Here is a 24106-nt window from a genome sequence, read left to right as displayed (position 1 = left end):
TGGTCACAGTCCCAGACGGACATCACGGGCAGGACTACGGGCGGTCGGTAAAGTCGATGATCCCCAGCTGGGACTCGCAGGATAGAACGCAGTCGAGCGCGTGACTGGCCAAGGTGGCGGCATTGGCGCGGTCGGCGGCCGGGTGGCCGTAGAACTCGCAGATCATCCGGTTCAGGGTCCGCAGTGTGGTGTTGGAGGTCAGCCCGACACGGAAGACGGGGATGCGCTCGTGCCCGGCGTCGGTGACCTGGCCCAGGCGGCGCATCTGCTGGCGGTCGAAGGTGCGGCCGAAGAGGTTGGCGATGGTGGTCTTGCCCAGACCCGGCAGGGCGTCGATGACGGCCGCGGAACGGATGCGGTCGCCGTCTTGCCGGTTGGACGCGACGATCTCGTCCAACGCATCGTGGACGGAGGCCAGCTGGGGTGTCTGCACGATGCCGAAGTTGGCATGCCAGTCGTGCCGGGCGTCGTTGTAGTCCTCGGCCGCCTCCTCGCCCAGGGCCGCCAGCTGGCGCCGGGTGAGGGTCGCGGGGCGCTGCCGGGCCGGCTCGTCGACGAAGCGGCGCCAGCCCTCCTTGCGGGAGAGGCTGAACAGATGCGGCTGCCTCATTCGATCACCTCGAAGGCATCGGCGTAGTAGTCCTCGCCCTGCGGGGCATCGAAGAGCTCGTCCTCGTCGTCGCTGTCGCCGAGGGGAGGATCTGGCACCACCGTCAGCTCCGGCCGGCTCGTGGCCGTGGCCTGGTCCGGCAGGGTGGGCAGGGACAGCGCGGCCCGCTCGGCCGACAGCCGCACCGCCATGCGACGCTCGCGGCGGTCGGTGACCAGCCCCTGGTCCCAGCGGGCCAGCAGATCTCCCAGAGCCTTCGAGGCATCGATGTGCCGTCCGGTGCGGGCGGCCAGCCGCCGGGCGTAGGCGGCGGCCTCGGTGCTGAAGGCCATGTTCAGCGCGGGAGCGTGTTCCCATTCCAGGGCATGCCAGGAGCCGTCGTCGGGGTCCTGGAAGTAGACGAACCGCACGTCGTCGGGGTTGACGCGGATCGGCCACCGCCCGGCCAGACGCCCGCCGTAGGGGCTCGTCGTCCCGCGCAGCCCGTCCAGCGCGGGCCCGTTGTAACGCAGCCCGTCGACATCGACGCCGTAGTGCTGAATGGTGCGCGGCCTGACCTGCAGGAACTCGAAGGCCAGCTCGGCGGTGGCGGGCATCCGCAGCCGTCCGGCCCGGTGCACTCCGACGCGGAGCATCTCCAGCGGGGACAACTGCAGGTGGGGCCAGTGCGGGACGGTGAGTCCCTCATGGGCGCGGCGGTGGAACACCTCGCTGATCCACTCGCGGACGATCTCCTCGACCTCGTGGAGGTAGAAGAACGCCTGGTCCTCGATCCTCTCCCCGCGGCTGTGGATGTCCGGGCCCTTGTAGGCGGGCAGATGCTGGATCAGCCCCTCCCGCAGCGTTCGGAAGAAGCGCTCGACGGTTGGCTTGTCGGTGGGCTTCTTCGGCTGGGCAGGCTGGATCGACATGCCCAGCCGGGTGCAGACACTGATCACGTGGGCCGACATGAATGCCTTGCCGTGGTCGACGACCAGCGTCTCCGGCGGACACAGCCCCCGCCCGGGAACCGCGTCCTCCTCGGTGAACACCACGTGGTCCCACAGCCCGTGATAGGGAGCGAGCTCGGGGCGGTCCGCAGTGTCCATGGGCGGGCAGACGGCTTCGAACAGCACCCCGGCGACGTCGACCGCCTTGGTGGAGCACGCTGTCACCCGCAGGCCCACGATGCAGCGGGAGAACAGGTCCTGGGCGACAGTGAGCTGGACGGGAACCCAGCGGCAGGTGACCGGCTCCATCGCGTAGATGTCCAGGTCCTGCGTGTCGAGCACCACGTACTCACCCGGCCGCGTCGCCCGCAGCCGACCGTAGGCGCCGCGGGGCCGGTCCGCGATCGAGCGGCGGGACTTGGCACTGCCGGACACCGCGCTCGTGCCCTTCGTCAGCTCCGCCAGGCGCCGGTAGGCCGTAGCGCGCGAGGGAAGAGGCACCGTCCCGGCCCCGAACTCCTCTTCCAGTCGATCTTCGGTGCGGCGCAGCACCGCGGACCGGGTGGGGGTAGAGGCGTTCACCAACTCGGCCAGCACCCAGCGCAGGGCCTCCTCCCAGCGCGGATCCACCCGCGAACCCCGGCCCTTGACGGCTCGGGCGTCCACCAGCCCGGCCTCGCCTGCTTCACGGTAGGCAGCCACCCACCGGTCGATCGTCCGAGGTGAGACCTTCAGCTCCGTCGCCTTGGCCGCGGTGCGGTCCCCGAGCGGCAGATCCGGCTGGAACTGCGGGCGCGGCTCGTCGGCCGCGGCGCCGTCCGGGTGCCCGGCTCGGAAGCCGGTCAGCACCTCCCGGACATGCCGAGCCCTCTCATGCAGCCTCGCCCGCCGGGCCGGGGACAGGTTCGCCAGCAGGACAGACCCATCCTGCGTCTCCGGCTCACTCCCCGCCCCCAGGGACCGGGCGTCGGCCGCCAACCGCCCGAGCGGCAGTGTGCTGAACTCACCCGTCCGCTCGTTGCGCAGCGTGGCCGTGAGTCCTTCCAGCTCGACAACCTCGGCCACGTCGCCGCAGTAGAGCAGCCGCACCCCCGGGAAGACGGTCACTGCCCGGCCGGTCATGACGCCACCTCGATCGAGGTGGCCGCCGCCAGGGGCGCCGCAGGTCCGCGACCAGGGCTCCCGACCAGATCAGGTGCAGCACCAGCGGACGGACCGCATGTGCCGGAAACCGAGCGGCCAGGGCCGCCTCGATGCCGCCGATGGTCGACTGGCCCCGGGCCGCCGCGAGCACTGCCGGCGCCCGGTCCATCTCCAGCAGCTGAGGGCGCCGGTAGCCCGCGAGGAACCGTACGTTCTCCACCACGGCCCGATCGCCGCCCGACCAGGTCTCGTAGGACCAGCCGCGACGAGCGCAGATGCGCTTCGTCCAGGCGAACTGTGCAGTCACTTTCGGGTCCTTCATGCGTGAGGGGGCTTTGACATCGACGACGGTCACCAGACCGTCAGAGTGGACAAGCAGCAGGTCAGGGATGTGCCGCCGAAGCCGGTCACCGTCACGACCGGCCAGCTGGAAGGGCTGGGAGGCGATCTCCACGACACCGCGGTCGAAATCGGCCAGCAGAATCCGAGCCAGCTCCAACCGGCTCTCGTAGGCCACCAGCCGCCCCACTGTGGCGGCGTGGTACCAGCCCGAGTAATGACGACGGCCCTTGTACCAGCGGAAATCCCGTACCGGCAGGCCGCCGGTCACCTCGGGAACGATGAGGCGGTCCAGGACCGCTTCAACGAACTGGCCATCCGCTTGCCGGTAGCGGACCGAGACCGTCTCACCTTCTGTCGTGCTCTTCTGGCTCGAAGCGCGTGCCACAGCGACCCCTTGTGTAGGCGGAACCGACACCGGGACGATGGCGCGTGGCCAGCGGGAATCTGCACGGAAGGCATGGAAAACCAAGCGAAAGGCTGGTTCTCGAACCGAGATGACGTTCGTCGTTTACGTCGAGCCCGTCCTGTAACTCGGGCTGCTGGACGACAAGTTGATGACAGAACACTGAGACAACGACATCTCCAATGAGAATCTACACGACTTCATAGCACTCGGCGTACGTCCCAGTCGTACCGCTCCCAGTACCCGGACGTTGAGGTGGTCTCGACGGTCTTTCCGGGCCGGGGCGCGTGGACCATGGTGTTGTTGCCGGTGTAGAGGCCGACGTGTCCCCAGTTTCCGTCGTTGTTGATGACGATGAGGTCGCCGGGCCGGATCTGCGAGCGGGGGACCCGGGTACCGGAGTGCCGCATCTGCTGGGAGGTGCGGGGAAGCGTGACCCGGGCGCCCTGGTAGAAGGCGTAGAGCATCAGGCCCGAGCAGTCGTAGCCGCCCTTGGTGGGGCCCGTGGTACTGCCGCCGCCCCACACGTAGGGAGTGCCGCGCTGTGCCAGCGCGGCGTCGACGACGGCGCCGGCCCGGCCGGTCGCCGACCCCGCCGTGCTGTCTTGGGCGGCGGGGAGGTGGTCGTACTCGTCGACGTAGCCGGTGACGTCGCCCACGTACGCCTCGGAACGGTTGTAGCGGTAGACCGCCTTGCGCAGCTGGTCGGTCCGGGACAGGTCGGTGGTCCCGGTTCCGCACAGGTAGACGGCGGTTCCGAGCGCGGCGTCGAACGCGTTGTGCGGGTCCTTCACCCCGTCACCGTTTCCGTCCTGGCCGCTGGGGCCGTTCCAGGTGGAGGGCAGGAACTGCATGGGGCCGACTGCCCGGTCGTACGCGGTGTCGCCGTCGAGCCGGCCGTGGTCGGTGTCGGAGAAGACGCTCGTGTTCCCCCCGGCCCCGGATCCGTTGAGCCGGACCCCGAGAATACGCGGGCGGACATCCCCGCCGACTGTGATGGTGCGCCCGGAGGCGTGGTTGGACTCGACCTTGCCGATCCCAGCGATGACGGACCACCGCATGCCCGTGCACTTCGGCCGCAGGGCGCGCACGTTCGCGGCGGCGCGGGTGTAGGCGGACAGCATCACCGGACTGATGCCGGCCACCGCCCCCGGGGCCGCCCCGGACACGGACGGCGGGGCGGCGGCCTCCTTCTCGTGTCCGGCCGCCCCGTTTGCGACAGCGGCAATGAACAGCACCAGGACGCCGACGACACCCACAGCCGAAACCAGTACAGGGGAAACGGCCAAGGCCACTTTCCGTGCGCCGCTCATGAGCGCCCTCCCAGGCGCGGCGCGGCCTGCGAACGACGCGCAGGGGCGGAGGGGACGGGCGCAGGCGGGGTGCTGCTCCCGGTGTTCCGCGGCTGGCGCATGCGGTGCAGGCGCTGCTGGAGCATGGCCTGGGCCGCGCTGGAGGGCGGTTGGGCGACGCGCGGCGGCGCAGGGCGCCGCCGGACGGGCGGTGCGGGGGCCGGCTGGGGTGCAGGAGCCGGCCGGGCGGGGCGGGGCGCCGGTGCCCGCCGGGGACCGGGAACAGCGGCCCGGGGCGGGGTGTAGGGGCCGAGCCCGGGCCGGCCCCGGACGATCCGGCCGAGGGAGCGCACGTTGTGCCGGTACTCCCCGGCGAACTGCTGGGCGGGCTGGACGTAGCTCCGGTGGAAACTCTGCGCGCTCTGCTGGAGGTTCTGGACGGCGCTGCTGACCCGGCCTGCGGCCTGGGCGGGCAGAGCGGTCGCAGCCGCGCCGACCCTGCGGGCCGCGCGCGGCCCGTACACCGGCAGTCCGACAGTGGCTTTGAGGCCGAACACCCCGGCCTTCACGGTGCCTTTCGCCCCGGCCTCGATGGTGCGGCCGGTGAGCCGGGTCAGCCCCGCCACGGCACGGCCCCCGCCGTGAGCGAGCCAGCCGCCGATGCGTCCGGCGAGCCGGGTGGAGCCGATGCGTCCGGCGCCGCCGAGCACAGCACCGGTTCCCCCGGTGGCGGCGGCCGCGCCGAGCATGAGCCCGCCGAGCAGCAGGCCCTTGCCGAGCCCGCCGCGCCTCGGCATGTCGACGGGGGCGGGGGAGACGGATCCGCCCAGGGGCGAGTTGCCGAGGCGGTGACGGGCGCGTGCCACCGCTCCGCGGGTGGAGCGGGCGAGCTTCTTGCGGTAGATGAACGCGGCGACGCAGACGCAGTCCAAAAGGACGAACCGGACGGTGAGACCGCCCGGCAGGTCGCTTTCCGGTGTGTTCAGCACGGCGTTGACGACGACGATGAAGACGGACATGGAGGCGATGGAGGCGAGCATCAGGGCGAGGCCGCGGGCGATGGCCGCGGCCCGGCCCCACAGCCAGGCCCGGCCGGGGCCGGGCAGGATCCCCGCCGCGAGGGCCACCTTTGCGATCATCGCCTCGATGGCGATCTGTAGCTGGGCGAAGAGGAATGCACCGTCCAGGACGATGACGAACATGCAGGTGAGGAACGCGGCCAGGAGCATGAAGAGCGCGCCGCCGACCTTGTCCATCGACGCCTTCTTCAGTGTGCCGGCGTTTTGGACGCAGGCCTTCTCGAACGCCTTGATGGGGCCGGACGCGTGGACCTGTTCCAGCATCTGGGAGGTGGCGGCGTCGACGGTGGTGTCGACCATCCAGTTCTTGACGCTGTCGGGCAGCGCGATCCCGAAGCCCGGCAGGTCCTTGAGGAAGGACTTGCCTTTCTCCATCTTGGTGTCGACCAGCTGGTCGAACACGGCCTGCTGGACCCGTGAATCGCGGAACTTCTTCCCGCACCTGCCCTCGAAGGTCCGCCCGTAGGACAGGAGCATGGCCGGCCGGGCCACGAACGCGTCCACGAGGGCGTCGGTGATGGGGCGGGCCAGCGCGCTCGGCGAGGACCGGACCTGCGCACCCACGGTCGACCCGGACGGCTTCTTCTCCCATCCGCTCTCAGTGGTCGGCCGGGCCGTGTCGATGGCTTCCTTGTCCAGGACCAGGGCGGCGGTCTCGACCGCCAGGTCCCGCACCACGCCCACCACCCCGGTGTCCTTGCTGAGCAGGAGCTGCGGGGGAGAGGCGAGAGCACCGAGCGCGAGTGCGGAGATGACCAGGGCAGCCGCCATCTCGCCCCAGCCGCGCACCCGGTTTCCGAACAGCAGATGCCACGACGCGACGACCATCGTGAAGGTGAGGAACAGCACCGGCAGACCCATCTGCACGACAACGCTCCCGTACAGCGACGTCGACACCTGCAGCGCCGGCTTGAGCATCAGCCCGGCCAGGGAGAACGCCAGGCTCCAGGTCAAGAGGAAGCAGGCGAAGCTGACGATCCACTTGTTCCCCATGAACATCATCTCGACGAGGAACCCCTGCACACTCAGGTCCCAGTCGTTCCAGTCCCCGGTGTCGGAGTAGATGCGGTACGAGCTGACCGGATTCCCGTCCCGGTCGGTCACCTCGAACGCGGACAGCACCCCGCCCTGCGCGGCCCGGTCCTTCTTGTACTTCTCCACCAGCTTGTCGAACTCGGCGCGGGCGGCCTTCTCCTCCTTCTCGGCCTCCTTGATCCCGTCCCGGATCAGCGGGGAGTCATCCGGCCGGCCCGACGTACCCGGCTGGGGGACGAGCGGGCTCGGCTCGAGCGGGTTCTGCGGGCCGGGCAGCGTCGGACCCACCGAAGGCGAAGGCGCCGGCGTCGGTGTGGGGGCCGCGCTCGCCGACACGCCCGCCAGCACCAGCGACACCAGGAACGACAGCACCAGCAGCATCAGCCCCGCAGCCATGGACCGCCCGGGGCGCGCCCACCGCTTCACCCCCTGCAGCACCCCCACGCCCCGGGCCCGGGCGCGCGCCCTCGGTGTCCCCGCCGATGCGGCAGCCCGCCTGGTCATGCTGCTGCGCTCTGCATGGGCTGGGAATGGATGTGGGCCACAGCCTGCTCGTCGGCGGGCAGTGTGACCTGCATGGCACCGATTCGGCCGGTCAGGTCGCGGTGCAGACATTCACCGGCCCGCGCCGCCCGTTCCTCGTCACCGAACTCGGCGCTGTTGGGCGACAGCCCGGTCATGACCAGGGCGAGGAGGTCCTCGTCGTCCGGGTTGCAGCCGAGGAAGAGCAGGGTACGGCGGGCGAGATTGCGGTCCGTCTGCCGGAAGACGAACTTGCGGGGGATCAGCCCGCGCAGGATCTGCCCGCCCTCGTCGTCAGGGCCGATGTCGTCATCGTCGTGCCCGCCGAAGAGAGCACCGGCATTGTGCTTACGCCCGTCCTTGACCAGCTCCAGCGCCAGCGCCAGGCCCTCCGGGCTGGACGTCAGCCACCAGCACTCGTCCCACACCACCAGCGCGAACTCGTCCAGGTCCGCATAGGCGACCTTCCGGGACAGGGCGGCGATCAGGTACATCACCGCACGCCCGAAGATCTTCTCGAACTCCATCTTCTCCAGCCGCTCCCCGCCGCGCAGTTCGCTCTTGGTGGGCAACGCCAGCGAGGACACCGAGAAGACCAGGGTGTCGGCCGACGAGCCGCGGACCACGGGCAGCGACTCGTCGAACACCGCGCGAGCCAGGTCCTTGCGCCTCACCGCCGACAGGCGGCGGGCAGCCATCGCCGAATGCGTATCACCCGAGGCGCCGCGGTTGGTGAGCTCCTCGACCAGGACCCGCATCGAGGGATGCGGCTCGGCCAGCACCGCCTCGACCGCCTCCGACAGGGCGATGCCCTCATCGCTCATGGGAGCCAGCCCCAGCAGCAGTGTCAAGAACGACTCGGTGAACCGCTGCGCTTCCCGCCCGGCGAACAGCCGCAAAGGATCGAGAGAAACGGCCGCCTGGTCGTCGATGGTGATGCACTCGGTCTCGCCGGGGCACGCCTGCGCGTAGCGGAGCCATTCCTGGCGCGGGGTCCGGTCCACGATCACGGCCCGGCCCCGCCGGGTACCGCCCCGCAGCCGCCGGCCCGCGGCGAGCACGGAATACACGGCCGACTTCATCGCGGTCGTCTTGCCCGCACCGAGCTCCCCGATGAACGCCGCGGTCGCCGAGGTGTTCTCCCGCGGGCCGCGCGCCCAGTCCGTCAGCACCGGCCTGACCCCGCCGCCGGCCAGCTGCAGCCCGAACAACGGCCCCGAGGCATCCCCCAGCCCGCTGCCCGTGAAAGGGCCGGCCATCGCGAAGTCCCGCGCCACCAGGTACTGCGCGTACTGGGCCATGACCCGCGGAGTGCGGGTACCAGGCAGCATCCCGTACCAGAGGTTCTCCTGCTCACCGTGCGGCCGGGTGAAGGTGTACTCGTTGCCGGTGAAGTGCCCGGCGAGCTCCCCGGCCCGCCGCTCGGCCTCCTCCGGGGTGCCGCCCCACACGCACAGGGCGGTCATGGCACGGACCTCGACCTCCGTCTGCGAGGCGGTCAGCCGCTCGCGGTACTCGTCCAGCCCGCCCACTGCCTTGTCGACGCTGGCCGGGACACCCGCGGTCTCACCGTCGTATTCGCTGTACTGGTTGGCGAGCTCACGCGCCTGACGCCGCGTCTTCGCCTCCGCCTCGGTACCGGAGGAGACGCTCAGGCGCACCACCCAGTCCACCGGGAACGAGAACGCATCCAGGGAGGACAGATACTCCGACCCGGGAAACGCGAACGCCTCGGGCATCTCGGAGAGCGCGAGCATCACCTGATACGAGGGCCCCCACTCCGTGGTCACCTCCAGCCAGCGCCGCGCGAACGGATTCGCTCGCCCTGCCTTCTGCCTCCCCGCCCGGACAGAACCGGCCCCGCCACCGCCCAGGCCCTGCCCGTCGAGTTCGTCGAACAGGTTGCCGCCCTCGGCGAGCACCACCTGGCCGAGCGCCGCCGCACCCCGCCCCCGGCCCCGCATCCCCGGCCCCGCACCCTCCGGCAGCACCGGCTCGAACACCCCACGACGGGCACTGTGCCCGTAGATCCACAAAACCTCCGCCGTCGTCGCCGGACGCAGAGCAATACCCGGCGGCCACACCGACGCCATCCGCTGCGCCTGGGCCAGGCGCTCGTCCTCCTCGCGCGCCGACACCGGCCGCGGAAGCAGCCCCAGCTGCAGAGCAACATCCGCACGCGCCGCCGCGAAAACCTCCCGTACCGACTCCCCGCGCGTCATCGCAAGCGGAACTGCGAGCCAGTCCGTACGCCCCGTCAGCTCCAACTGCTCCAACTGCCCCCGCAGCACACCGATGGCCTGCCGGTACCGGCCACAGCCCGCCAGATCGATCCCCTCGGTCATCTTCGCGACCACACTCGCCGGGTCGACGGCCGGGCACAGACTCAGCAGCATCGACTCACCCTTGAGCGCCTTGACCAGCGCCTCCAGCTGCCCCAGCCGCTGCTCCTTCGCCCGCCGCGAGGCATGAGCGGCATCCGCCCCCGCCACCCGGTAGACCGCCCAGACCTGACCGTGCACCGTCCACATCACATTCCCGGCCACATGCCGGATCGGCATCCGCATCACAGGTCACTCCCCTCGCTGCGCCACAGGCGCATCACTCGTGCTGAACTGGCGGCCGCGGCGCCGGGCGGCGAGCAACGAAGCCGCGACCGGCGCCGGCCGACGGCCAACCGCTCCACGGGCTGCGCCGACGTCCTTCCGGCCGACGGGCACAGGGCTCTCGGACACAGAAGCGCTTGTGGTGGTGCGGCCGGCGCCCATCACACGGGAGGCCGCAGCCTGAGACCGGACCGGGCGGAGCACGGGGCGGCCCGCGCCCCTGGCACCTGCCCCGGGCTGCGGTGCGGCCCAGGTCACGCTGCACACCCCGATCAGCGGCTGGTGACCACCCCGCGACCTGAGCGGACGACCGCCCAGCCGCCCTCCCCGCGGCCGCGCCACCAGCGAGGCGGAACTCGCGGCCACCGCCAGCGGATTACGGCCGTCGACCCGGATATGGCGCACCAGCAGCGACAACCCATAGGGCCCACCGATCGCGATCGCATAGTTGAACAGCCCGAAATGAGCCCACACCCCCCGCGTCAGCACCAGGCCCGCGAGCGAGGCGGCCAGGACCACGATCTGCGGCACCGTGTACGGACCACCCCAGATCCGGCCCCGCCCACCCGGCCACTTCCCGATCATCAAAGGGTGACGGCGCGCCCGGGTGTAGCACCGGCCAACCAGCACTTCCGGCGCCGCAACGCCGCTCACCGCTGCTCACCGGCCGCAGGTTCGATGCCCCGGACCACCGTGTGACCGGCGCCCGCGCTCTTCACGGAACCGTCGAAGACGATCTCGACACCGGCGCTGTCGTGGAACACGGCCGCCAGGAGCACGTACAAGAAGAGCGCCGTGCCGACGAGTACTGCGACCGAAGAAAACAGTGAGCGGACCTTGGCCCATACATGCGACACCGAGAAGAGCACCACAACTGCCGTCAGGAAGACGGCGAGAACGCTGGTCATCGCCGCGCACCGTCCACCGGTTCGACGACTCGGACCACCGCATGAACAGCGCCCGCGTTCTTCACGGAGCCGCTGTTCGGAGCGATGTCCTCGCCCACACTGTCGCGGAACACCGCAGCATTCATCACCGCGAACCACAACGCCACGCCACCGGCGAGCGCCACACCGGCAGCCAGAATCGATTTCGACTTGGCCCAGGCAGTCACCACTGCCGCAACCACCATGAACGACATCACCGAGCCGACCAGCAAACCGGTGATCCTCTGGGTGAGCTGGTCGACGTCGTCGATCGCCCCAGCCAGTACCGTCACGTCCATCACTGCGCGCTCTCCTTCGTCCCGGCCCCGACCGGCTCCTTGCTCAGCACGGGGGCCCCTTCCACGGATGCGATCTCCCAGCGCCCGTCCCGCGCGGTGATCGTGACGGCGTACGTCAGCGGCCGTTCCTGCCCGCCGGCATCGGATGCGGTGACATCGACGAGGAGCTGCCTGCGCTCCCCGTCGGACACGGGAACGCCCCGCTCGTCGGTGCCAAACGGGTCGTTCGTGCCGACCTCGGCGAACCGGGCCACCTCGACCCGCCCGTACGGGGCAGGCGACACCGCGGCCAGGGCCGTCCCGGGGGACAAGTAGCGGTCGAGCTCGCCGCGGCCGGCCAGATAGGCGGCAAAGAACCCCGTGAGCGTCTGCGCAGCAGGATCGGTACTGCGGACCGGGACCGACTGCCCATACGCCAGCGACGGAGCCTCACCCGACAACGGCGCACCCACCTCGGCCGGGAGCGCCACAGCCGCCAAACCCCCGCCCGCACCGGCCCTGACCGGAACCTGGAAATACCGCAGCACCGGCCCGGCCCCACCCGGTTCCAGCCCTGTCTTCTTCCCGCCCGCGGCACCGGCCGAGACCACCCGGGCAGCCACGGTCACCGACCAGTACCCGGCAGACACGGCCCGCACCCTTACCGCCGCGACCTCCTGCGCCCGCTGCACGCCCGGATCAGCCGTCAGACTCACCTCGCGGGCATTCGGCAAGAACGGCGCCAAGAACTCCTCGGTGCCCTCCCCAGCCGTCAAATACGCGCTCACGAACAACTCGGCGAACCCACCCGGCCCCGCAGGCTGCCCGGCCGCCGGCTGCTCCTGGCGCACCGGGGCCGCAGGCGCCGTGACCGCAGGCCGGGACACGAGCGCCCACCCCGCCAGAACCGGCCCGGCCACCAACAGCACCCAGGCCGTACGGCGGATCACCGTTACCGCGTTCGCCGCACCGCCCAGGGAACCCAGCGCCCAACCACCCGCCTCGGCAGGCAGCACATCCTGCGGCTGCTCCTTGCGGCGCTTCACGGCTGCTCCTGCCGCATCCGGGCGGCCAGCGTGTCCCGAGCCGCTTTCGGCAACGCGGCCCAGCGGGCGAACGCGGCCTGGGCCGGTGCCGCATCCTCATCGAGGTAGGCGCGCATGGACCGCGCCGTTCGGTCAGCGAACGGCGCCACCTCCAGCTGCACCACCAGATCACGCAACCGTCGACGCGCCCGCACCAGCAGCTCGATGTCCCCGCCGTCCTCCGCCGCGAGCACCGGATCCGCCATGTCCCGCTCACCCCTTCCAAGCCCGAGTACGGCAGCCGTTCCGCCGCACACCCAGACCAAGGAGCGCCCGCCCCCCAGACGTGACAGCCACAGCCGAGAAATCTGAGAAATCGTCATCACGCCGCCTGCACCCACCGGTCCGCGACCGACCGCAGCTGCCGCACGGTCCGGCTCCGACGCTGCCGCCACGCAATCGCGGACACACCAGCCCGCTCCGCGCTCTCCCGCGCCCCAGCCCGGGACTCTTCCGCGATCACCCGAGCCCGTACCACCTCGAGCAGTCCGGCAGCCACAGCCCACACCAGCAGCTCGACCAGCTCGCCCCGCGCACCGTCCGGGACCTCACCAGCTGCGAGGAGCCCGGCCTCAACAGCCTGCCGTCCGACGACCGTCTGCCAGACCTCTTCCGCCGGATCGGCCACCGGCCCGTCAAACACCACCGCCGATTCGAGGGCCGGGTGCCACGGCAGCGCGTCCGTCTCCGCATCCGCCCTCAGCTCACGGCTCGCCAGATGCAGCGTCTCCAAAAGGAGGTTCGCCGCGACCCCGCCCGCCCTCTGCAACGGGTACCGGCGTACGACCTGGTACAGGCACGCGACGACGACCTGCCCCACCTCGTCGAAATCCCGGCCGGCCCGCAACAGCCGCTGCGTCAGCCGCACCGCACCCGGCACCATCGCCTGCACCACCACCCGCGCAGCCAACTGCGCACCAACACCCTCACCGGCCGCCCGCTCCAGCAGCACCCGCATCCACCGGTCACTGTGCACACGCCCCTGCCCCCGGTCCCGACCCCCCAGTTCGGCCAGCACATCCTCGAGACCTGCTGCTCGCCCGCAGCTGAGGACCACCCCGCCCTCCTGCAACCAGCCCAGCACCATCTCGGCGCTCCCGGCCTCGGCGCAGACCAGCGCCCATTCGGCATCCAGCGACTCAAAAACCCGCGTTCCAGTCACGACAGCTCCCGTTCAGGTGATGCCGTGAACTCTTCTCAGCACCCCTGACCCGACCGCTGACCCAAACCATCAAATGCGCAGGTCAGAAGGTTGCCCAAAAGCAGACCCACGTCGCACTGAGCGCTCGCGCTGACCCGGGTAACCACCAGATGCCACTACTGCCGTTGGCCGCCACAGGCCCATCACCGGGATATCCACAGGCCCCGGCAAGCCCAGACGTTCCGTCGTAGCGTGCTCTCCTGCCGATCACCGGGGGTGCGCAGAATGCGGTACGTACGGCTGGAGTGGCTGGCCGCGGAGGTGATGGACGGGCTGCCGTCCGCCGCGGCGCGGAGCACTGTGCAGGACCTGATCGTCGACGTCGCGAAGCGACCCGACCGGTGGCCGACGCCCGGCGGCGAGGACGTTGTCGACGTGTTCGGGAGCCGGTGCTGGGTCTCGTACGTGGCCTACCGCGACGGTCTGGAGGTCCGTGACATCGGGTGGGCGGGCTGACCGAGGCCCGAGCATCCGGCCGTCCTCACGAGACGAAGGAACCCCCGGGGATGGAAACCTTCTCCGACCCGAGGGTTCCTTCATCCCGTGCCACCGGGGGAGCCGCAGAGGTCAGGAGTCCTCGGGCGCGGGCCGGGGTTGGGGGAGCCGGTCCAGCGCCCGGTACAGCGCTTTCACCAGCCGGGCCCGTTGCTGGGCGTACGCAAGGGTGGTCCGGGAAGTGACCGACAGGCGGCGCTCCGCTTCCTGGAGGACCTGGTCGATCAGCGGCCGCAGGTCACTGTCCTTGGGCAGGTTTTCGAAGCGCCGGCCCACTTCGGCGGCGACGACGCGGGCGTGCCCTGTGAGGAGCAGCGCGATCTGCGCGCAGTCGCCCGCCCGTAGACCCTTCACGTTCTTCCGGGCCAGAATCGCGTCGGCCAGCGCCGTGACGGGGGTACGGTCGAGCGGCAGCTCCTCGGCCAGGAGCGCCTCGGGGTCGTGCAGCACGCCGTAGCTCATGCCCGTGATTCCTCCGGTTCCAGACCCGTGACCGTGTCGGTGGCGGTGACGAACAGATTGCGGCCCAGCAGCCAGGACCGTTGCGCGTTCCAGTCGTGCCAGCGGTAGGCGATGTGCGCGAACGAAGGGACGACGATCCCGGAAATCCGGCCGCCGTCCACCGCTGCGCGGATGCGTGCCCAGCCCGGCCGCAGCTCCGTCTCCTGGTCGAGTGGCCCGGTGTCGGTCACCGCACACCCGGCCGGAACCCTCCAGTCCCGTGCCTCTGCGTGCGCGGCCAGAGGAGGCAGCACCAGGTGTTCGGTGCCCGGCACCGGTACCACGGCATACAGCGCCACCGCGGTCACCGGGACGACGAGGGGCCCGTCTGATGCCGGGGCGCGGAGCGCTGCGATCTTCCTGCGCACCCGGGCCGGTAAGGGCCGGGCGGTGCGGTGGTGGCCGGACGAGTTCGGCATGAGGGCCTCCCCGGGACGGTTGTCGGCGTACTCCCAGACAACCGCGACACGTTCGGGTGGGCTCAGGCCGGATTCCGGGCAAGTACCGGCCAGGGACCGGACAGTTTTACCAACAGGAGAAAACCGGCAGGACTACCGTCCGCGCCGCGACCGGTACTTACGGGGGGACCTGATGGACAGGCAGCGGAACACCCGGCTCGAGGCGGTGATGGCCGAGTACGGCTTCACACACCAGGGCCTAGCCGACGAGATCAACCAGGTCACCGCCCGGATCTTCGGGGAGAACCACCCCCGCAAGTGCACCGACCGCCACGTACGGCGCTGGATCAGCGGCGAGGTCCGATGGCCCTGGACCCGCTACCTTCACGCCCTGGAACAGCTCTTCGACCGCCCGGCGCAGGCACTCGGCTTCATCCCCCGAGGCAAAAACAGCGCGAACCTGCCCACCCCCCCAAGGCCTCCCGCACCGACGAAGGAGGTGCCCGTGCGCCGCCGCCGTTTCATCATCGCCACCGCCGCCACCACAGTCGCCCTCGCCCTCAGCATCGACGAAACCCCCACCGGCGGCCGCCTCGCGATGAGCGACATCACCCGCGCCCGGGAGAGGATCAACCGCCTCGACGCCCACTTCGCAGCGATCGGCGGCGAACCCCTCCTGACCGTCGCCACCACCTACCTCGACCGCCTGACCACCGCAGCCGACCACTGCACCTACGGCCCCCGCGTCGAACAGGCACTCCACACCACGATCGCATCGCTGTGCAGCTCTGCCGGATGGGCCGCCGACGACGCCGGCAACCTGGACGCAGCACACCGGTGGCGCACCACCGCCCTGCAAAGAGCCATCCTCGGATCCAACCCGCAGGCCCAGGCCCGAGCCTGGTCCGACCTCGCCATCCACGCCCGCCGCGGCGGCCACCACCGCGAAGCTCTGCGCATCAGCCAGACCGCCCTCACCAGCCGCGCAGCCCGCCAGAACCCCCGCTACACCGCCCTGCTCCAATCCCGCCTGGCCATCAGCCACGCCCACACCGGCAACCGCCCCGCCGCAGCCCGCGCCCTGCTCGCCGCCCAGACCGCACACGACCGCATCGACCCCACCCAGCCCGCACCCCGGTGGCTGAACTTCCTCACCACGGCCGAGATCAGCGGACTCGCCGCCATCACCCACCAGGCGATGGGGCATCTCGCCGACGCCGAGACCGCCACCGCCCAGGCCCTCACCCTCCTCGAACCCGGCCTGCGCCGCAGCCACGCGTACTACACCGTCCAGCTCGCCGAACTCCAGCTCGCCCAGGGAAACACCACCGACGCCCACACCACCACAGCCGCCATCGACACCACACACATCGGCAGCCGCGCCATCACCGACCGGCTTGCCACCCTCCACCGCGCCCTCGCCACCGCATAGGAGAACCACCCGAAGTGACCACCGGCATAGAAATCCGCCACTACACCACCCGCCACACCCCCCGCCTGCGCCCGCTCCTGCTGGACATCTACGCCGAGGTCTACGCGAAGGAGGCACAGAGCGACCCGTTCTGCGCCCTCGACCGGTTCGCCGAAGGACTCGACAGCTGGATGACCCGCCCCGGCTGGACCTGCACCGTCGCCTACGACCACGACCAGCCCGTCGGCTACGCCTACGGAGCCCCGCTGCCTCCCGCCAGCCGGTGGTGGAGCGGACTGCTCACCGACACACCCGCCGACACCATCACCGAGACCGGCACTCGCACCTACGCACTCAGCGAGCTCATGGTCCGCGCCCCCTGGCGCAAGACCGGCACCGCCCGCCGACTCCACGACGCACTGCTCATACCCCGGCCCGAACAACGCGCCACGCTCCTGGTCCTCCAGGAGCACCCCAAGGTCCGGGCACTGTACGAATCATGGGGCTGGCAGACACTGGGCGGCCTACGCCCGACCCTCCCGGCCGCCCCGCTCTTCCACGCCATGCTGCTCGATCTCCCACCACACGACGGAACCGTCGCCACCATGTCGACGTAAAGCCCGCAGGCCCACCGGTTGCTCAACAGGTTGCGTAACGGGTTGCCTAACAGGTTGCGCAACGGGTTGCTCAACAGGTTGCCAACGGTGGATTCGCTTGCCCGCTGTCCTCGCAGGTCAGCGGCATGGGTCAGCGTGACGCAGCCGCCGACACCTCTTCCCCCGAAGGGGAAGAGCACCTTTCCCTTTCCCTCGGCCTGGGCGCCGACCCACTGTGCCGGGGTCGTCCGCGCCGGGGTCGTCTCCGGCACCAGGACGCCGACCTCAGCGAACTTTGGCGTGGACAGGAGGACACCCATTCCGGACCATGCAGGCGCGCCCTCCTCCTGTCCACGCGCCACAATGGCCCCGCTGGACAGATAGTCGACACCGGTCAAGGTCACCGGGGCGCTCCACACTTCCGGATACAACGGACCGCCGTCCGAGGCTCCCTGTACGGGCTGGCACCGGGCCGGGGTTCGGACGATGTCGCCCGGACCGACCGCGTCCCACATGGTGAAGCGCCATCCCTGGGGTGGCTCAGTGCGCCGCCGCATGTTGCGCGCCATGTCGGCTTCAGCAGCGACCCGCATGTCAATCAGCGCTACGAGTCGGGCCGCTGCTGCCGCGCGGCTGGTGTGACTGGTCGCATGCTCTTCGGAAAGGCCGATGGCCAACCATGTGCAGCGAATTCGGTAGACGTGGCCGACAAACGCGCCATCGACCGTCACCGGGTAGCATCCCCGGTCGTCGCATCGCCTGAATCGGTACCGGGGCACGCCTTTGACGGGTGTTGGTACTACGGGCGCGTCGGAGACAGGTTCTGCCACCTGCAGGAGAATCTCGCTCGACCCGTTCGCATTAACGCCCTGACAGGGCGCTGTCGGGCAGGGATCATCGACGCCCGGAACCGTGCCGCCGCCCTCCCACGTCTGGACACTGCCCGGGTCGGACACCCTGGTAGGCGCCGGCGTGCTGGCCCCCGTCGGTGCTCCGGTCTTGATCTCTCCGGCCTCCGCGCTCTGGCTGATTGTGGTCTCGGCCGCTGCCTGGCACTCGACGAGCCCCGAGGGACCGGCAGCCCCTTCAAAAGTGGCGACGTCCTCGGCCTCCTCCTCGATGATCTCCTCGTAGCTCACCGAGTCGCCCCATTTGGCCAGTACGTCAGCCGGGGACCAGTCCGCACGCGGGGCCTTGCGCGGCTTGATGATGCTCGGGGCCGGGGTCCACTTCGGAGCCGGGCCATCGGCCGCGGCCTTGATGATCCCACGCACTTTGGACTCACGGCCACGCCGCTCCTCTACCCGGGCGATCATCAGGGCTTCCGCCTCTGCCCGGCTCCGGATCGGGCGGCGGTCCGAGTGTCGGACCTGCTCAGACTTGCGCCACTGCTTCGGGTTCTTACTGAGGTCCGCCGGGTGCATTCGCTCGCGAGTGATGAACCACTCCCCCTTGTGTTGTGCCACCCAGAAGCCGTGACCGCGCCATGAGGCCGTGACCTCCCACCTGTTCAGGGCCCCGGCGCCGCCTTCGCCCCAGCACAGCACCACACGCGCGGAGTCATCAGGGTTGCCCGTTCGGAGGATCGGCCCTTTGGCCACCATGGCAAGGGTGTTCCGGGCGTTGCGCACCGCCACAGTCGCCGTCTCAGACACGGGTGTCGGGAGTTTGCTCACGGTCATTCCACAGGTCCTTCCGGGGCGATGCCGCAGGGCTTGCCCGTGCGGTTGGTGCAGCCCCCACCGTAGCCAACTTTCAGTACCGCTTCAAGTGTCACTGAAAGTTGCTCGCGGTGGGAGTCGCGCCAACCGCAGCTTTCCGCTGCCGCTCCCCCCGACTAGCTGCACAGCATGTAGAAGGGCACCGAAAGCAGGACCCATAGAGCCCCCATTGCGCTACTGCGCCCACTCCAGCCCGAGGCCAGCCAGCGCCTGGCGCTTGTCGGTCAGGTCGTCTCACTCCGAACTGAACTGGTCCTGGCCGCGCCGCAGTTCGGTGAGGGGGAGCGGCCCAAGCTCCCAGGCCCTACACGCACACCAGTGCGATGCCGCAGCTCGGAACCCCCGGGCATCGCACCTCAGTGCGTGTAGGACCTGGGAGAGGCGTCCCCGGCCCCGGACAGTGGAGGACCCCGGGCCGCCCTGCGCCCCGGGGTCCCTCCGCCGGTCTTACCACCGCCGCTCACCAGTCGTCAGGTGTGCTGCCCACCCACGCTATCGGCTGGCCCTCGCTGTTGCGGCCCCAGTGCGGTTCCTCCATCGAGGTCTCATGCCCGTCGGGCAGGACGCAGATCCGCCCCCAGCGGCCGTGCTTGCCCGGGCAGATCCCGGGAGCCGGGCCACGTCGCCACCCGCCACGGCCTGGTCATAGCGGTCCTGGAACGACTGGAGACGGATGCACAGCTCCATGCCGAGCTCCGTCTCCGCCGTCCACCCGCCCCCGCGTCACCTGCACCCGAGGGTCGGACAGCACAGCCGAGACGAAGCCCTCCGCCTCCGCGAAGGCCCTGGTGCGGGCGTGCCGCCGCACAGCATCCTGCACACCCCGCTCTTCCGCGGCTGCGATCATCACGCCGCTCCTTCCATGGCCGCCCACTCCAGCCCGAGGCCGGCCAACGCGACGAGCTTGTCGACGGTCAGCTTCGCGCGCCTGGACTTGGTGTTGGACAGGAAGACTCCGAGCTTGACCTCCGACCCGTCCGGCAACACCTCCACGTGAGCCCTGGGCACCTTCACAGAGCCCGTGCGGGCCTTGTACTGCTCCAGGGCCGCCACGCCCCTCTCGAAGGCGCTCACAGGCGCCGTGGACGACTCGGCGGGCATGCTTGGCTCCGCCAGGGCCGGGGCCGGGGCAGGGACTTCCGGGAGCACGGTCACCGGGAGCGGGGTGACACCGACCGCCTCCAGGCGCTCGCGCTGACCCTGTACCAGGGCCGCCCAGACCTCGGGCCTGCGCTGCTGGGCCAGCCACTTGCCGACGTCCATGCCGTGCACGGTGAACCCGGGCAGAACCTCCGCCGGCCCTTCCTCGTCGCGCACCAGCTCCCGCAGCGCGGCGAAGTGCCGCTGCCACTGCGCCGGCCACGACGGATTCCAGTCCTCGTCCAGGGCCACCAGCGCGGCCTCCCACTCCGGGTGCCCGGCCAGCGCGCCGGGACGGCGCAGGTTGGACAGCCACTGCCCCACCGGCCTGTCCAGCACCGCCGCCGACCGGGGCGCGCACAGCGTCCAGTGCTGCTCGTAGTACACCCTCGCCGCCGCCAGATTCTCCTGGAACCGCGCATCAGCGGCCGACCAGGCCATGCCCAGCTTCTCCAGCCGCCGGGCACGCACCCCGGCCATCTGCCCCGCCCCGAACGCCCGCCGCTGCTCCGCGACCCACCGCCCCAGAGGAAACGCCCTCTCGCGGTGCTCGTACGGCACCCGGGCGTGCCCCTCGCGCTCGACGAAGCCCCTGAGCGCCGCCCAGCCACGAGCCCAGTCCTGCCGCTCCGTGTCGATCACGTTGAAGCTGACCCAGTCCGCGACCATCACAGGGTCCCTGGGAGCCGCGAAACGGAGCAGCAACCGGGTTTCCTCCTCGTTATCACCAGGCGCAGCACCGAGGTATCTGGAGGGCTGCACGACGTCCTTCTGCGGCTCCTGCGGAATAGCCAGCAACTCGATTGCCTCTTCATCGTGAGCCCGCAGACCTTCCAATACCTTCACCAAAGGCCGGTACGAACCAGAGGTGAACATATCCTCCGGGCTTTCGTCAGGCCGGAGGAATACCGGCACGATCAGGGAAGCGAGCTTTCCTTCACCGGGCTTCTGACGTAGAGCGCGGCCGATCGCCTGCACGATGTCGTGCGGGGCCCCCTTGGGGTCCAGCAGGGCCACCGAGTCCACGGCCCGGATATCCACGCCCTCACCCAGGACGCGGCAGTTCGAGAGCACAGCCCGCCGGGCGGTGGAGCCGAACCCGCGCAGCACCTCCCGCCGACGCTCCGGCACGTGCTCACCGCACAGCCAGTCCGCCCAGATCCGAGCCGGGTACTTCTCGGGCCGGTCGGCGTGCAGCCGCTCGGCCACCCGCTCCAGACCCTCCGCATACGCCGCGGCCTCTATGGTCCGGTGGTGGAAGGTGATGCACGTCGACAGGTTGTGCTGCTCCATCGTGTGCAGCAGCGCAGCCTGGAGGGCACCCAGGCGCTGCCCGCGGACCTCCTCGGTGTGCCGCTCCTCACCCATCAGCCGCTCCGGCGTCACGACCGGGTCCTGGAGCTCCAGAACGATGATCTGGTACCGCGCCAGCAACTTGCGCGACACCGCCGACGCCAGCGACAGCTTGTAGAGGACCGGCCCGAAGACCTTCTCGTCATCCATCGAGGCCGCCATCTCCCGCGGCAACGGGTCACGCACCCCCTCGGCCACTTCACGGTTCAGCCGCTCCTCCCAGATCCGCGGCGTCGCCGTCAGATACAGCCGCCGGCGCGCCGGGATCTTCGTCTGGTCATGGATGTCCGCCCACGCCTTCCCCATCGACCCCGACGTCCGGTGCGCCTCATCGACACAGGCGAGGTCCACCGGGCCGAGTTTCTGGCCGTAGGCGCCCTCAAAGGCTTCCCTGAGCACGCCCAGCGAGGCGTAGGTGGCGTAGATGGTCACTGGCCCCGTGGCGTGCCACAGCGCCAGCTGCACGGGGTTCGTGGTGCACCGCACTCCCAGGTGCCACAGCTCCGGATCCTCCAGCGGCGAGCACACCATGACCGCCGGCCCTCTGTGCCCGACGCTGCTCCACGCCTTCACGGTCTGCGCCAGGAGATCGAGGGTCGGCACCACCACGAGAACGCGGCCCTTGGGAACAATCCTTTTCGCGGAGGCCGCCGCGATGATGGTCTTTCCCGTTCCGCACGCGGCGTGCACCTGGCCGCGCAGACCATTCCAGGGAATACCGCCCGGCGGGATATCGAGACCGCGCACAATCGCGCTCACGGCCTCGATCTGGTGGTCACGCAGCTTCATCACGGTCATGTCCCGTGTTCTCCTTTTCGCGGGTGACGCGTAATCAGGAAGGAAGCACCGATGCGGTGCCCCGCCTCGGGGAGGCCCGCTTCCGTGCGCTCGTTGTCAGGGGTGGTCTCTCAGGCACGGGCCTCGGGGGCGCCGTCCTGGAGCGCCGCGGCTGCGGTGAGGAGCCGTTCCCAGGTGCGGGGTGTACCTCCGTGCTCTGCGGCCAGTTCGGCGGCGATGCGGCTCTTGGGCGCGCTGTTCGCCGCAGCGAGGGCCTCACTGGCGGTACGGAGCCGCGGGTCTCCTTCGTAGGAGTGCTGTTTGCGGGGGACTTGAGGTTCGCCGGCGCGGCGGCCGCCGCCCTTTCCCTGGCCCGGCGGGTTGTCGCGGCGCTTGTTGACTTCGCGGCGGGGCCACAGCCGGGCTCCGTAGACGGTCGTGCCGGCCGAGAGGTAGCCCTGAACGGCGTAGGCGCGGACAGTGCCCGGGTTGATGCCGAGGACCGCGGCGGCCTCGTCGGCGGTGAGCAGGTCCTCGGGGTGCTCGTCCTGCGGCAGTGCGGGGATCGGCTTGCCGTCGATGTAGGCCTCGGCCTGGGCCAGGTCGTAGACCAGGTAGCGACTCTCAGGGAGCAGGCTGGGGACGCGGCTGCGGAAGCCAGGAGCGTCGCGGCGGCGCCAGGTGGCCAGCGGCACGCCGATGCGGCGGGCGACGTCGGCTTCGTTGATGACCGGCCGGTTACGGGGGATCACATCGTCTCCTCGAGGGCTGCTGTGCCGCAGGTGCGACCTGTAGAGTTTGGGTGCAGGCTGGTTCCTTTTCCGGGCCTGCGACGTGGTTACGAGGCCGGCGGTGTGCCGGGTCGCTCTCAGAGCGGCTCTCCGTCGGCCTCGACCTTTTCCCGACCCAGCATTCGACAGTTACAACATTACAGTATCTAAGACTCTTCGGTGCCGCCTTCATCCCCTGCGACCCGCTCACCGTCCCGAGAGCTGCCGCGCGAGCCATGCATCCGCCTCCCGCCCACTGCGGAGCCGTACGACACGGACGCCCAGCTCGGCCGTCTCGGCGACCTGCCGGGCATACCGGGGGCGGTTGTTGCGATACTTCCGGACAGCCGTGCGCAGCAGGGACCGCCGCCCGAAGAAGGCACGCTTCCACGTGAGCCGCTGCGCCTGGATGCTCGCGTCCAGGCCGGTGAGCTGGCGCAGGCTCCGGTACACGATCCGGCGCACGATCAGGGGCAACGGGAGGTCGAGCCAGACCAGGACATCCGCCCGGTGCCACACCACGTCTGCAAGCTTTGAGTAATTCCCCTCGACCACCCACGATTCCCCCCGCGTGATCCGCTCGGCCTTGCCCCGGAATTCATCGAGTGGAAGAGGACCGTTCTCGGTGAACAGCACATTGTCAAGGTCAGTGCAAGGAATTTCCAGCGAAGCGGAAAGTTCTTTCGCGATCGTCGTTTTCCCGCTCGCAGGAGGGCCGAATAAGGCGATCTTCTTCATCGGATATTCCTAACTGTTTGTCGAGCGATCCAGGCAGTGCAGCGGAAATTAATTATCCCGGACTCGGGAGCATTTTCCACCCCATTTTGCCTAATCCTGTTTTTCCGGGGCGGGCCCTCCCCGGAGGCAGCGACGCGACCACTCGGCGTCGACGGTCCGACAAGGCCGGCCATGGTGCACCTGCACGTACCCGCTGGGAGGGCGTGCCGAGGAGGCAGGCGCACCTGACACGACAGCGAACCGACGGGCGGGGTGTGGGTGTGGGCCTCGGCGCGGCCCTGGCCGAGCGCGGCCGCCCGCTAGCGCCGAACTGTCGTCGGCCAGCACCTCGCCGAGGCCCACACCCACACCCCGCCCGTCACACCGCTGCGCCCCCTCCGCGCTACCGGCCTTACTACCCGCCACGATCAGGCCGCAGCGCAGGCCCGGAACGCGGAGTGCGGGGGCCAAGGCGCGGCGATGCGGGGGCTGGGGGAGCGCCCAAGCACGGGCTGGAGAGCCTGACGGCTCTTCAGCCGCGCCTGACGGCCCGAATTCCGCCCGGCTGCGGGGCAGGGTGCAGAGGGGGCCGTGCCTGACGGCATGACGGGCGCAGCATGCAGCCGTCGACGGGACGGGGCACAGGGGCGGGGAGCGGCGCGGGCGTGCTGGGGCGCGCCTGAGGACCTTTCCCGGGGGGCTGGGGCCGGTGCCGCGCCGCCCCGGGCGTGCCCGGGGCGCTCCGCCCCCCGGGCACGCCCTGTTGTGGCTGGTGC

20 protein-coding genes are annotated in these 24106 nt (G+C 70.3%); 3 read left to right on the top strand and 17 right to left on the bottom strand.

Annotated elements, in window-relative coordinates:
• Positions 1-34 precede the first annotated feature (34 nt).
• The 12 genes from OCT49_RS38195 to OCT49_RS38140 all read right to left on the bottom strand — a co-directional run bounded on the left by OCT49_RS38195 (position 35) and on the right by OCT49_RS38140 (position 13412).
• On the bottom strand, positions 35-610 hold the full coding sequence (locus OCT49_RS38195) for an AAA family ATPase (protein WP_283849825.1): 576 nt from the start codon (positions 608-610) through the stop codon (positions 35-37).
• Positions 607-2661, bottom strand: coding sequence for a TnsB C-terminal domain-containing protein (locus OCT49_RS38190; RefSeq protein ID WP_283849824.1), 2055 nt, complete (start codon positions 2659-2661; stop codon positions 607-609). Before OCT49_RS38190 ends, OCT49_RS38195 begins: the two co-directional genes overlap by 4 nt.
• On the bottom strand, positions 2543-3409 hold the full coding sequence (locus OCT49_RS38185) for a TnsA-like heteromeric transposase endonuclease subunit (RefSeq protein ID WP_283856786.1): 867 nt from the start codon (positions 3407-3409) through the stop codon (positions 2543-2545). Before OCT49_RS38185 ends, OCT49_RS38190 begins: the two co-directional genes overlap by 119 nt.
• 218 nt (positions 3410-3627) lie before the next feature.
• Positions 3628-4716, bottom strand: coding sequence for a C40 family peptidase (locus tag OCT49_RS38180; protein ID WP_283856785.1), 1089 nt, complete (start codon positions 4714-4716; stop codon positions 3628-3630).
• Between the two features lie 20 nt (positions 4717-4736).
• Entirely contained in the window at positions 4737-7337 is a 2601-nt protein-coding gene (locus OCT49_RS38175; RefSeq protein WP_283856784.1) for a hypothetical protein, read from the bottom strand.
• Positions 7334-9922, bottom strand: coding sequence for an ATP-binding protein (locus tag OCT49_RS38170; protein WP_283849819.1), 2589 nt, complete (start codon positions 9920-9922; stop codon positions 7334-7336). The genes OCT49_RS38175 and OCT49_RS38170 overlap by 4 nt, the downstream gene beginning before the upstream one ends.
• Before the next feature lie 6 nt (positions 9923-9928).
• Positions 9929-10492 carry a hypothetical protein gene (locus OCT49_RS38165; RefSeq protein WP_283849818.1) on the bottom strand — a complete coding sequence of 188 codons (564 nt, stop codon included), beginning with the start codon at positions 10490-10492 and terminating at the stop codon, positions 9929-9931.
• A 119-nt stretch (positions 10493-10611) separates the two neighbouring features.
• Positions 10612-10869, bottom strand: a complete 258-nt coding sequence (locus OCT49_RS38160; RefSeq protein WP_283849817.1) for a hypothetical protein — start codon at positions 10867-10869, stop codon at positions 10612-10614.
• Positions 10866-11186 (bottom strand): hypothetical protein, encoded by a 321-nt coding sequence (locus OCT49_RS38155; RefSeq protein ID WP_283849816.1) that lies wholly within the window; start codon positions 11184-11186, stop codon positions 10866-10868. Before OCT49_RS38155 ends, OCT49_RS38160 begins: the two co-directional genes overlap by 4 nt.
• On the bottom strand, positions 11186-12211 hold the full coding sequence (locus OCT49_RS38150) for a conjugal transfer protein (protein ID WP_283849815.1): 1026 nt from the start codon (positions 12209-12211) through the stop codon (positions 11186-11188). Before OCT49_RS38150 ends, OCT49_RS38155 begins: the two co-directional genes overlap by 1 nt.
• Positions 12208-12456 (bottom strand): hypothetical protein, encoded by a 249-nt coding sequence (locus OCT49_RS38145; RefSeq protein WP_283849814.1) that lies wholly within the window; start codon positions 12454-12456, stop codon positions 12208-12210. The genes OCT49_RS38150 and OCT49_RS38145 overlap by 4 nt, the downstream gene beginning before the upstream one ends.
• A 116-nt stretch (positions 12457-12572) precedes the next feature.
• Positions 12573-13412 carry a hypothetical protein gene (locus tag OCT49_RS38140; RefSeq protein ID WP_283849813.1) on the bottom strand — a complete coding sequence of 280 codons (840 nt, stop codon included), beginning with the start codon at positions 13410-13412 and terminating at the stop codon, positions 12573-12575.
• Between the two features lie 264 nt (positions 13413-13676).
• Between OCT49_RS38140 and OCT49_RS38135 the strand changes: the two genes are divergently transcribed.
• The gene (locus tag OCT49_RS38135; protein ID WP_283849812.1) at positions 13677-13907 is read left to right on the top strand and encodes a hypothetical protein; all 231 of its coding nucleotides are present in this window, start codon (positions 13677-13679) and stop codon (positions 13905-13907) included.
• 111 nt (positions 13908-14018) lie between these two features.
• Here the strand turns inward: OCT49_RS38135 and OCT49_RS38130 are convergent, their stop codons facing one another.
• Both OCT49_RS38130 and OCT49_RS38125 read right to left on the bottom strand, forming a co-directional pair.
• Positions 14019-14408, bottom strand: a complete 390-nt coding sequence (locus OCT49_RS38130; protein WP_283856783.1) for a DUF6415 family natural product biosynthesis protein — start codon at positions 14406-14408, stop codon at positions 14019-14021.
• The gene (locus OCT49_RS38125) at positions 14405-14866 is read right to left on the bottom strand and encodes a hypothetical protein (protein ID WP_283849810.1); all 462 of its coding nucleotides are present in this window, start codon (positions 14864-14866) and stop codon (positions 14405-14407) included. Before OCT49_RS38125 ends, OCT49_RS38130 begins: the two co-directional genes overlap by 4 nt.
• Before the next feature lie 172 nt (positions 14867-15038).
• Between OCT49_RS38125 and OCT49_RS38120 the strand changes: the two genes are divergently transcribed.
• On the top strand, positions 15039-16277 hold the full coding sequence (locus tag OCT49_RS38120; RefSeq protein ID WP_283849809.1) for an NsdA family TPR-like regulatory protein: 1239 nt from the start codon (positions 15039-15041) through the stop codon (positions 16275-16277).
• Between the two features lie 14 nt (positions 16278-16291).
• The gene (locus tag OCT49_RS38115; protein ID WP_283849808.1) at positions 16292-16873 is read left to right on the top strand and encodes a GNAT family N-acetyltransferase; all 582 of its coding nucleotides are present in this window, start codon (positions 16292-16294) and stop codon (positions 16871-16873) included.
• Between the two features lie 2546 nt (positions 16874-19419).
• On the opposite strand, the gene OCT49_RS38110 is transcribed toward OCT49_RS38115, so the two are convergent.
• The 3 genes from OCT49_RS38110 to OCT49_RS38100 all read right to left on the bottom strand — a co-directional run bounded on the left by OCT49_RS38110 (position 19420) and on the right by OCT49_RS38100 (position 23351).
• Positions 19420-21864, bottom strand: a complete 2445-nt coding sequence (locus tag OCT49_RS38110) for a DEAD/DEAH box helicase (RefSeq protein ID WP_283849807.1) — start codon at positions 21862-21864, stop codon at positions 19420-19422.
• Positions 21865-21974: 110 nt separating this feature from the next.
• Positions 21975-22595: a helix-turn-helix domain-containing protein gene (locus OCT49_RS38105; protein WP_283849806.1), complete on the bottom strand. Its 621-nt coding sequence runs from the start codon at positions 22593-22595 to the stop codon at positions 21975-21977.
• 225 nt (positions 22596-22820) lie between these two features.
• On the bottom strand, positions 22821-23351 hold the full coding sequence (locus OCT49_RS38100) for a P-loop NTPase family protein (RefSeq protein WP_283849805.1): 531 nt from the start codon (positions 23349-23351) through the stop codon (positions 22821-22823).
• Positions 23352-24106 lie beyond the last annotated feature (755 nt).

Source organism: Streptomyces sp. ML-6, assembly GCF_030116705.1.
In the GTDB taxonomy this organism is placed as follows: Bacteria; Actinomycetota; Actinomycetes; order Streptomycetales; family Streptomycetaceae; genus Streptomyces.
This window is presented reverse-complemented; position numbering and strand designations above follow the sequence as displayed.

Coding starts and splice junctions, on each gene's coding strand:
- OCT49_RS38195 (WP_283849825.1), bottom strand. CDS start 610: ATGAGGCAGCCGCATCTGTTCAGCCTCTCCCGCAAGGAGGGCTGGCGC.
- OCT49_RS38190 (WP_283849824.1), bottom strand. CDS start 2,661: ATGACCGGCCGGGCAGTGACCGTCTTCCCGGGGGTGCGGCTGCTCTAC.
- OCT49_RS38175 (WP_283856784.1), bottom strand. CDS start 7,337: ATGACCAGGCGGGCTGCCGCATCGGCGGGGACACCGAGGGCGCGCGCC.
- OCT49_RS38100 (WP_283849805.1), bottom strand. CDS start 23,351: ATGAAGAAGATCGCCTTATTCGGCCCTCCTGCGAGCGGGAAAACGACG.
- OCT49_RS38135 (WP_283849812.1), top strand. CDS start 13,677: ATGCGGTACGTACGGCTGGAGTGGCTGGCCGCGGAGGTGATGGACGGG.
- OCT49_RS38130 (WP_283856783.1), bottom strand. CDS start 14,408: ATGAGCTACGGCGTGCTGCACGACCCCGAGGCGCTCCTGGCCGAGGAG.
- OCT49_RS38120 (WP_283849809.1), top strand. CDS start 15,039: ATGGACAGGCAGCGGAACACCCGGCTCGAGGCGGTGATGGCCGAGTAC.
- OCT49_RS38170 (WP_283849819.1), bottom strand. CDS start 9,922: ATGCGGATGCCGATCCGGCATGTGGCCGGGAATGTGATGTGGACGGTG.
- OCT49_RS38110 (WP_283849807.1), bottom strand. CDS start 21,864: ATGACCGTGATGAAGCTGCGTGACCACCAGATCGAGGCCGTGAGCGCG.
- OCT49_RS38125 (WP_283849810.1), bottom strand. CDS start 14,866: ATGCCGAACTCGTCCGGCCACCACCGCACCGCCCGGCCCTTACCGGCC.
- OCT49_RS38155 (WP_283849816.1), bottom strand. CDS start 11,186: ATGGACGTGACGGTACTGGCTGGGGCGATCGACGACGTCGACCAGCTC.
- OCT49_RS38145 (WP_283849814.1), bottom strand. CDS start 12,456: ATGGCGGATCCGGTGCTCGCGGCGGAGGACGGCGGGGACATCGAGCTG.
- OCT49_RS38160 (WP_283849817.1), bottom strand. CDS start 10,869: ATGACCAGCGTTCTCGCCGTCTTCCTGACGGCAGTTGTGGTGCTCTTC.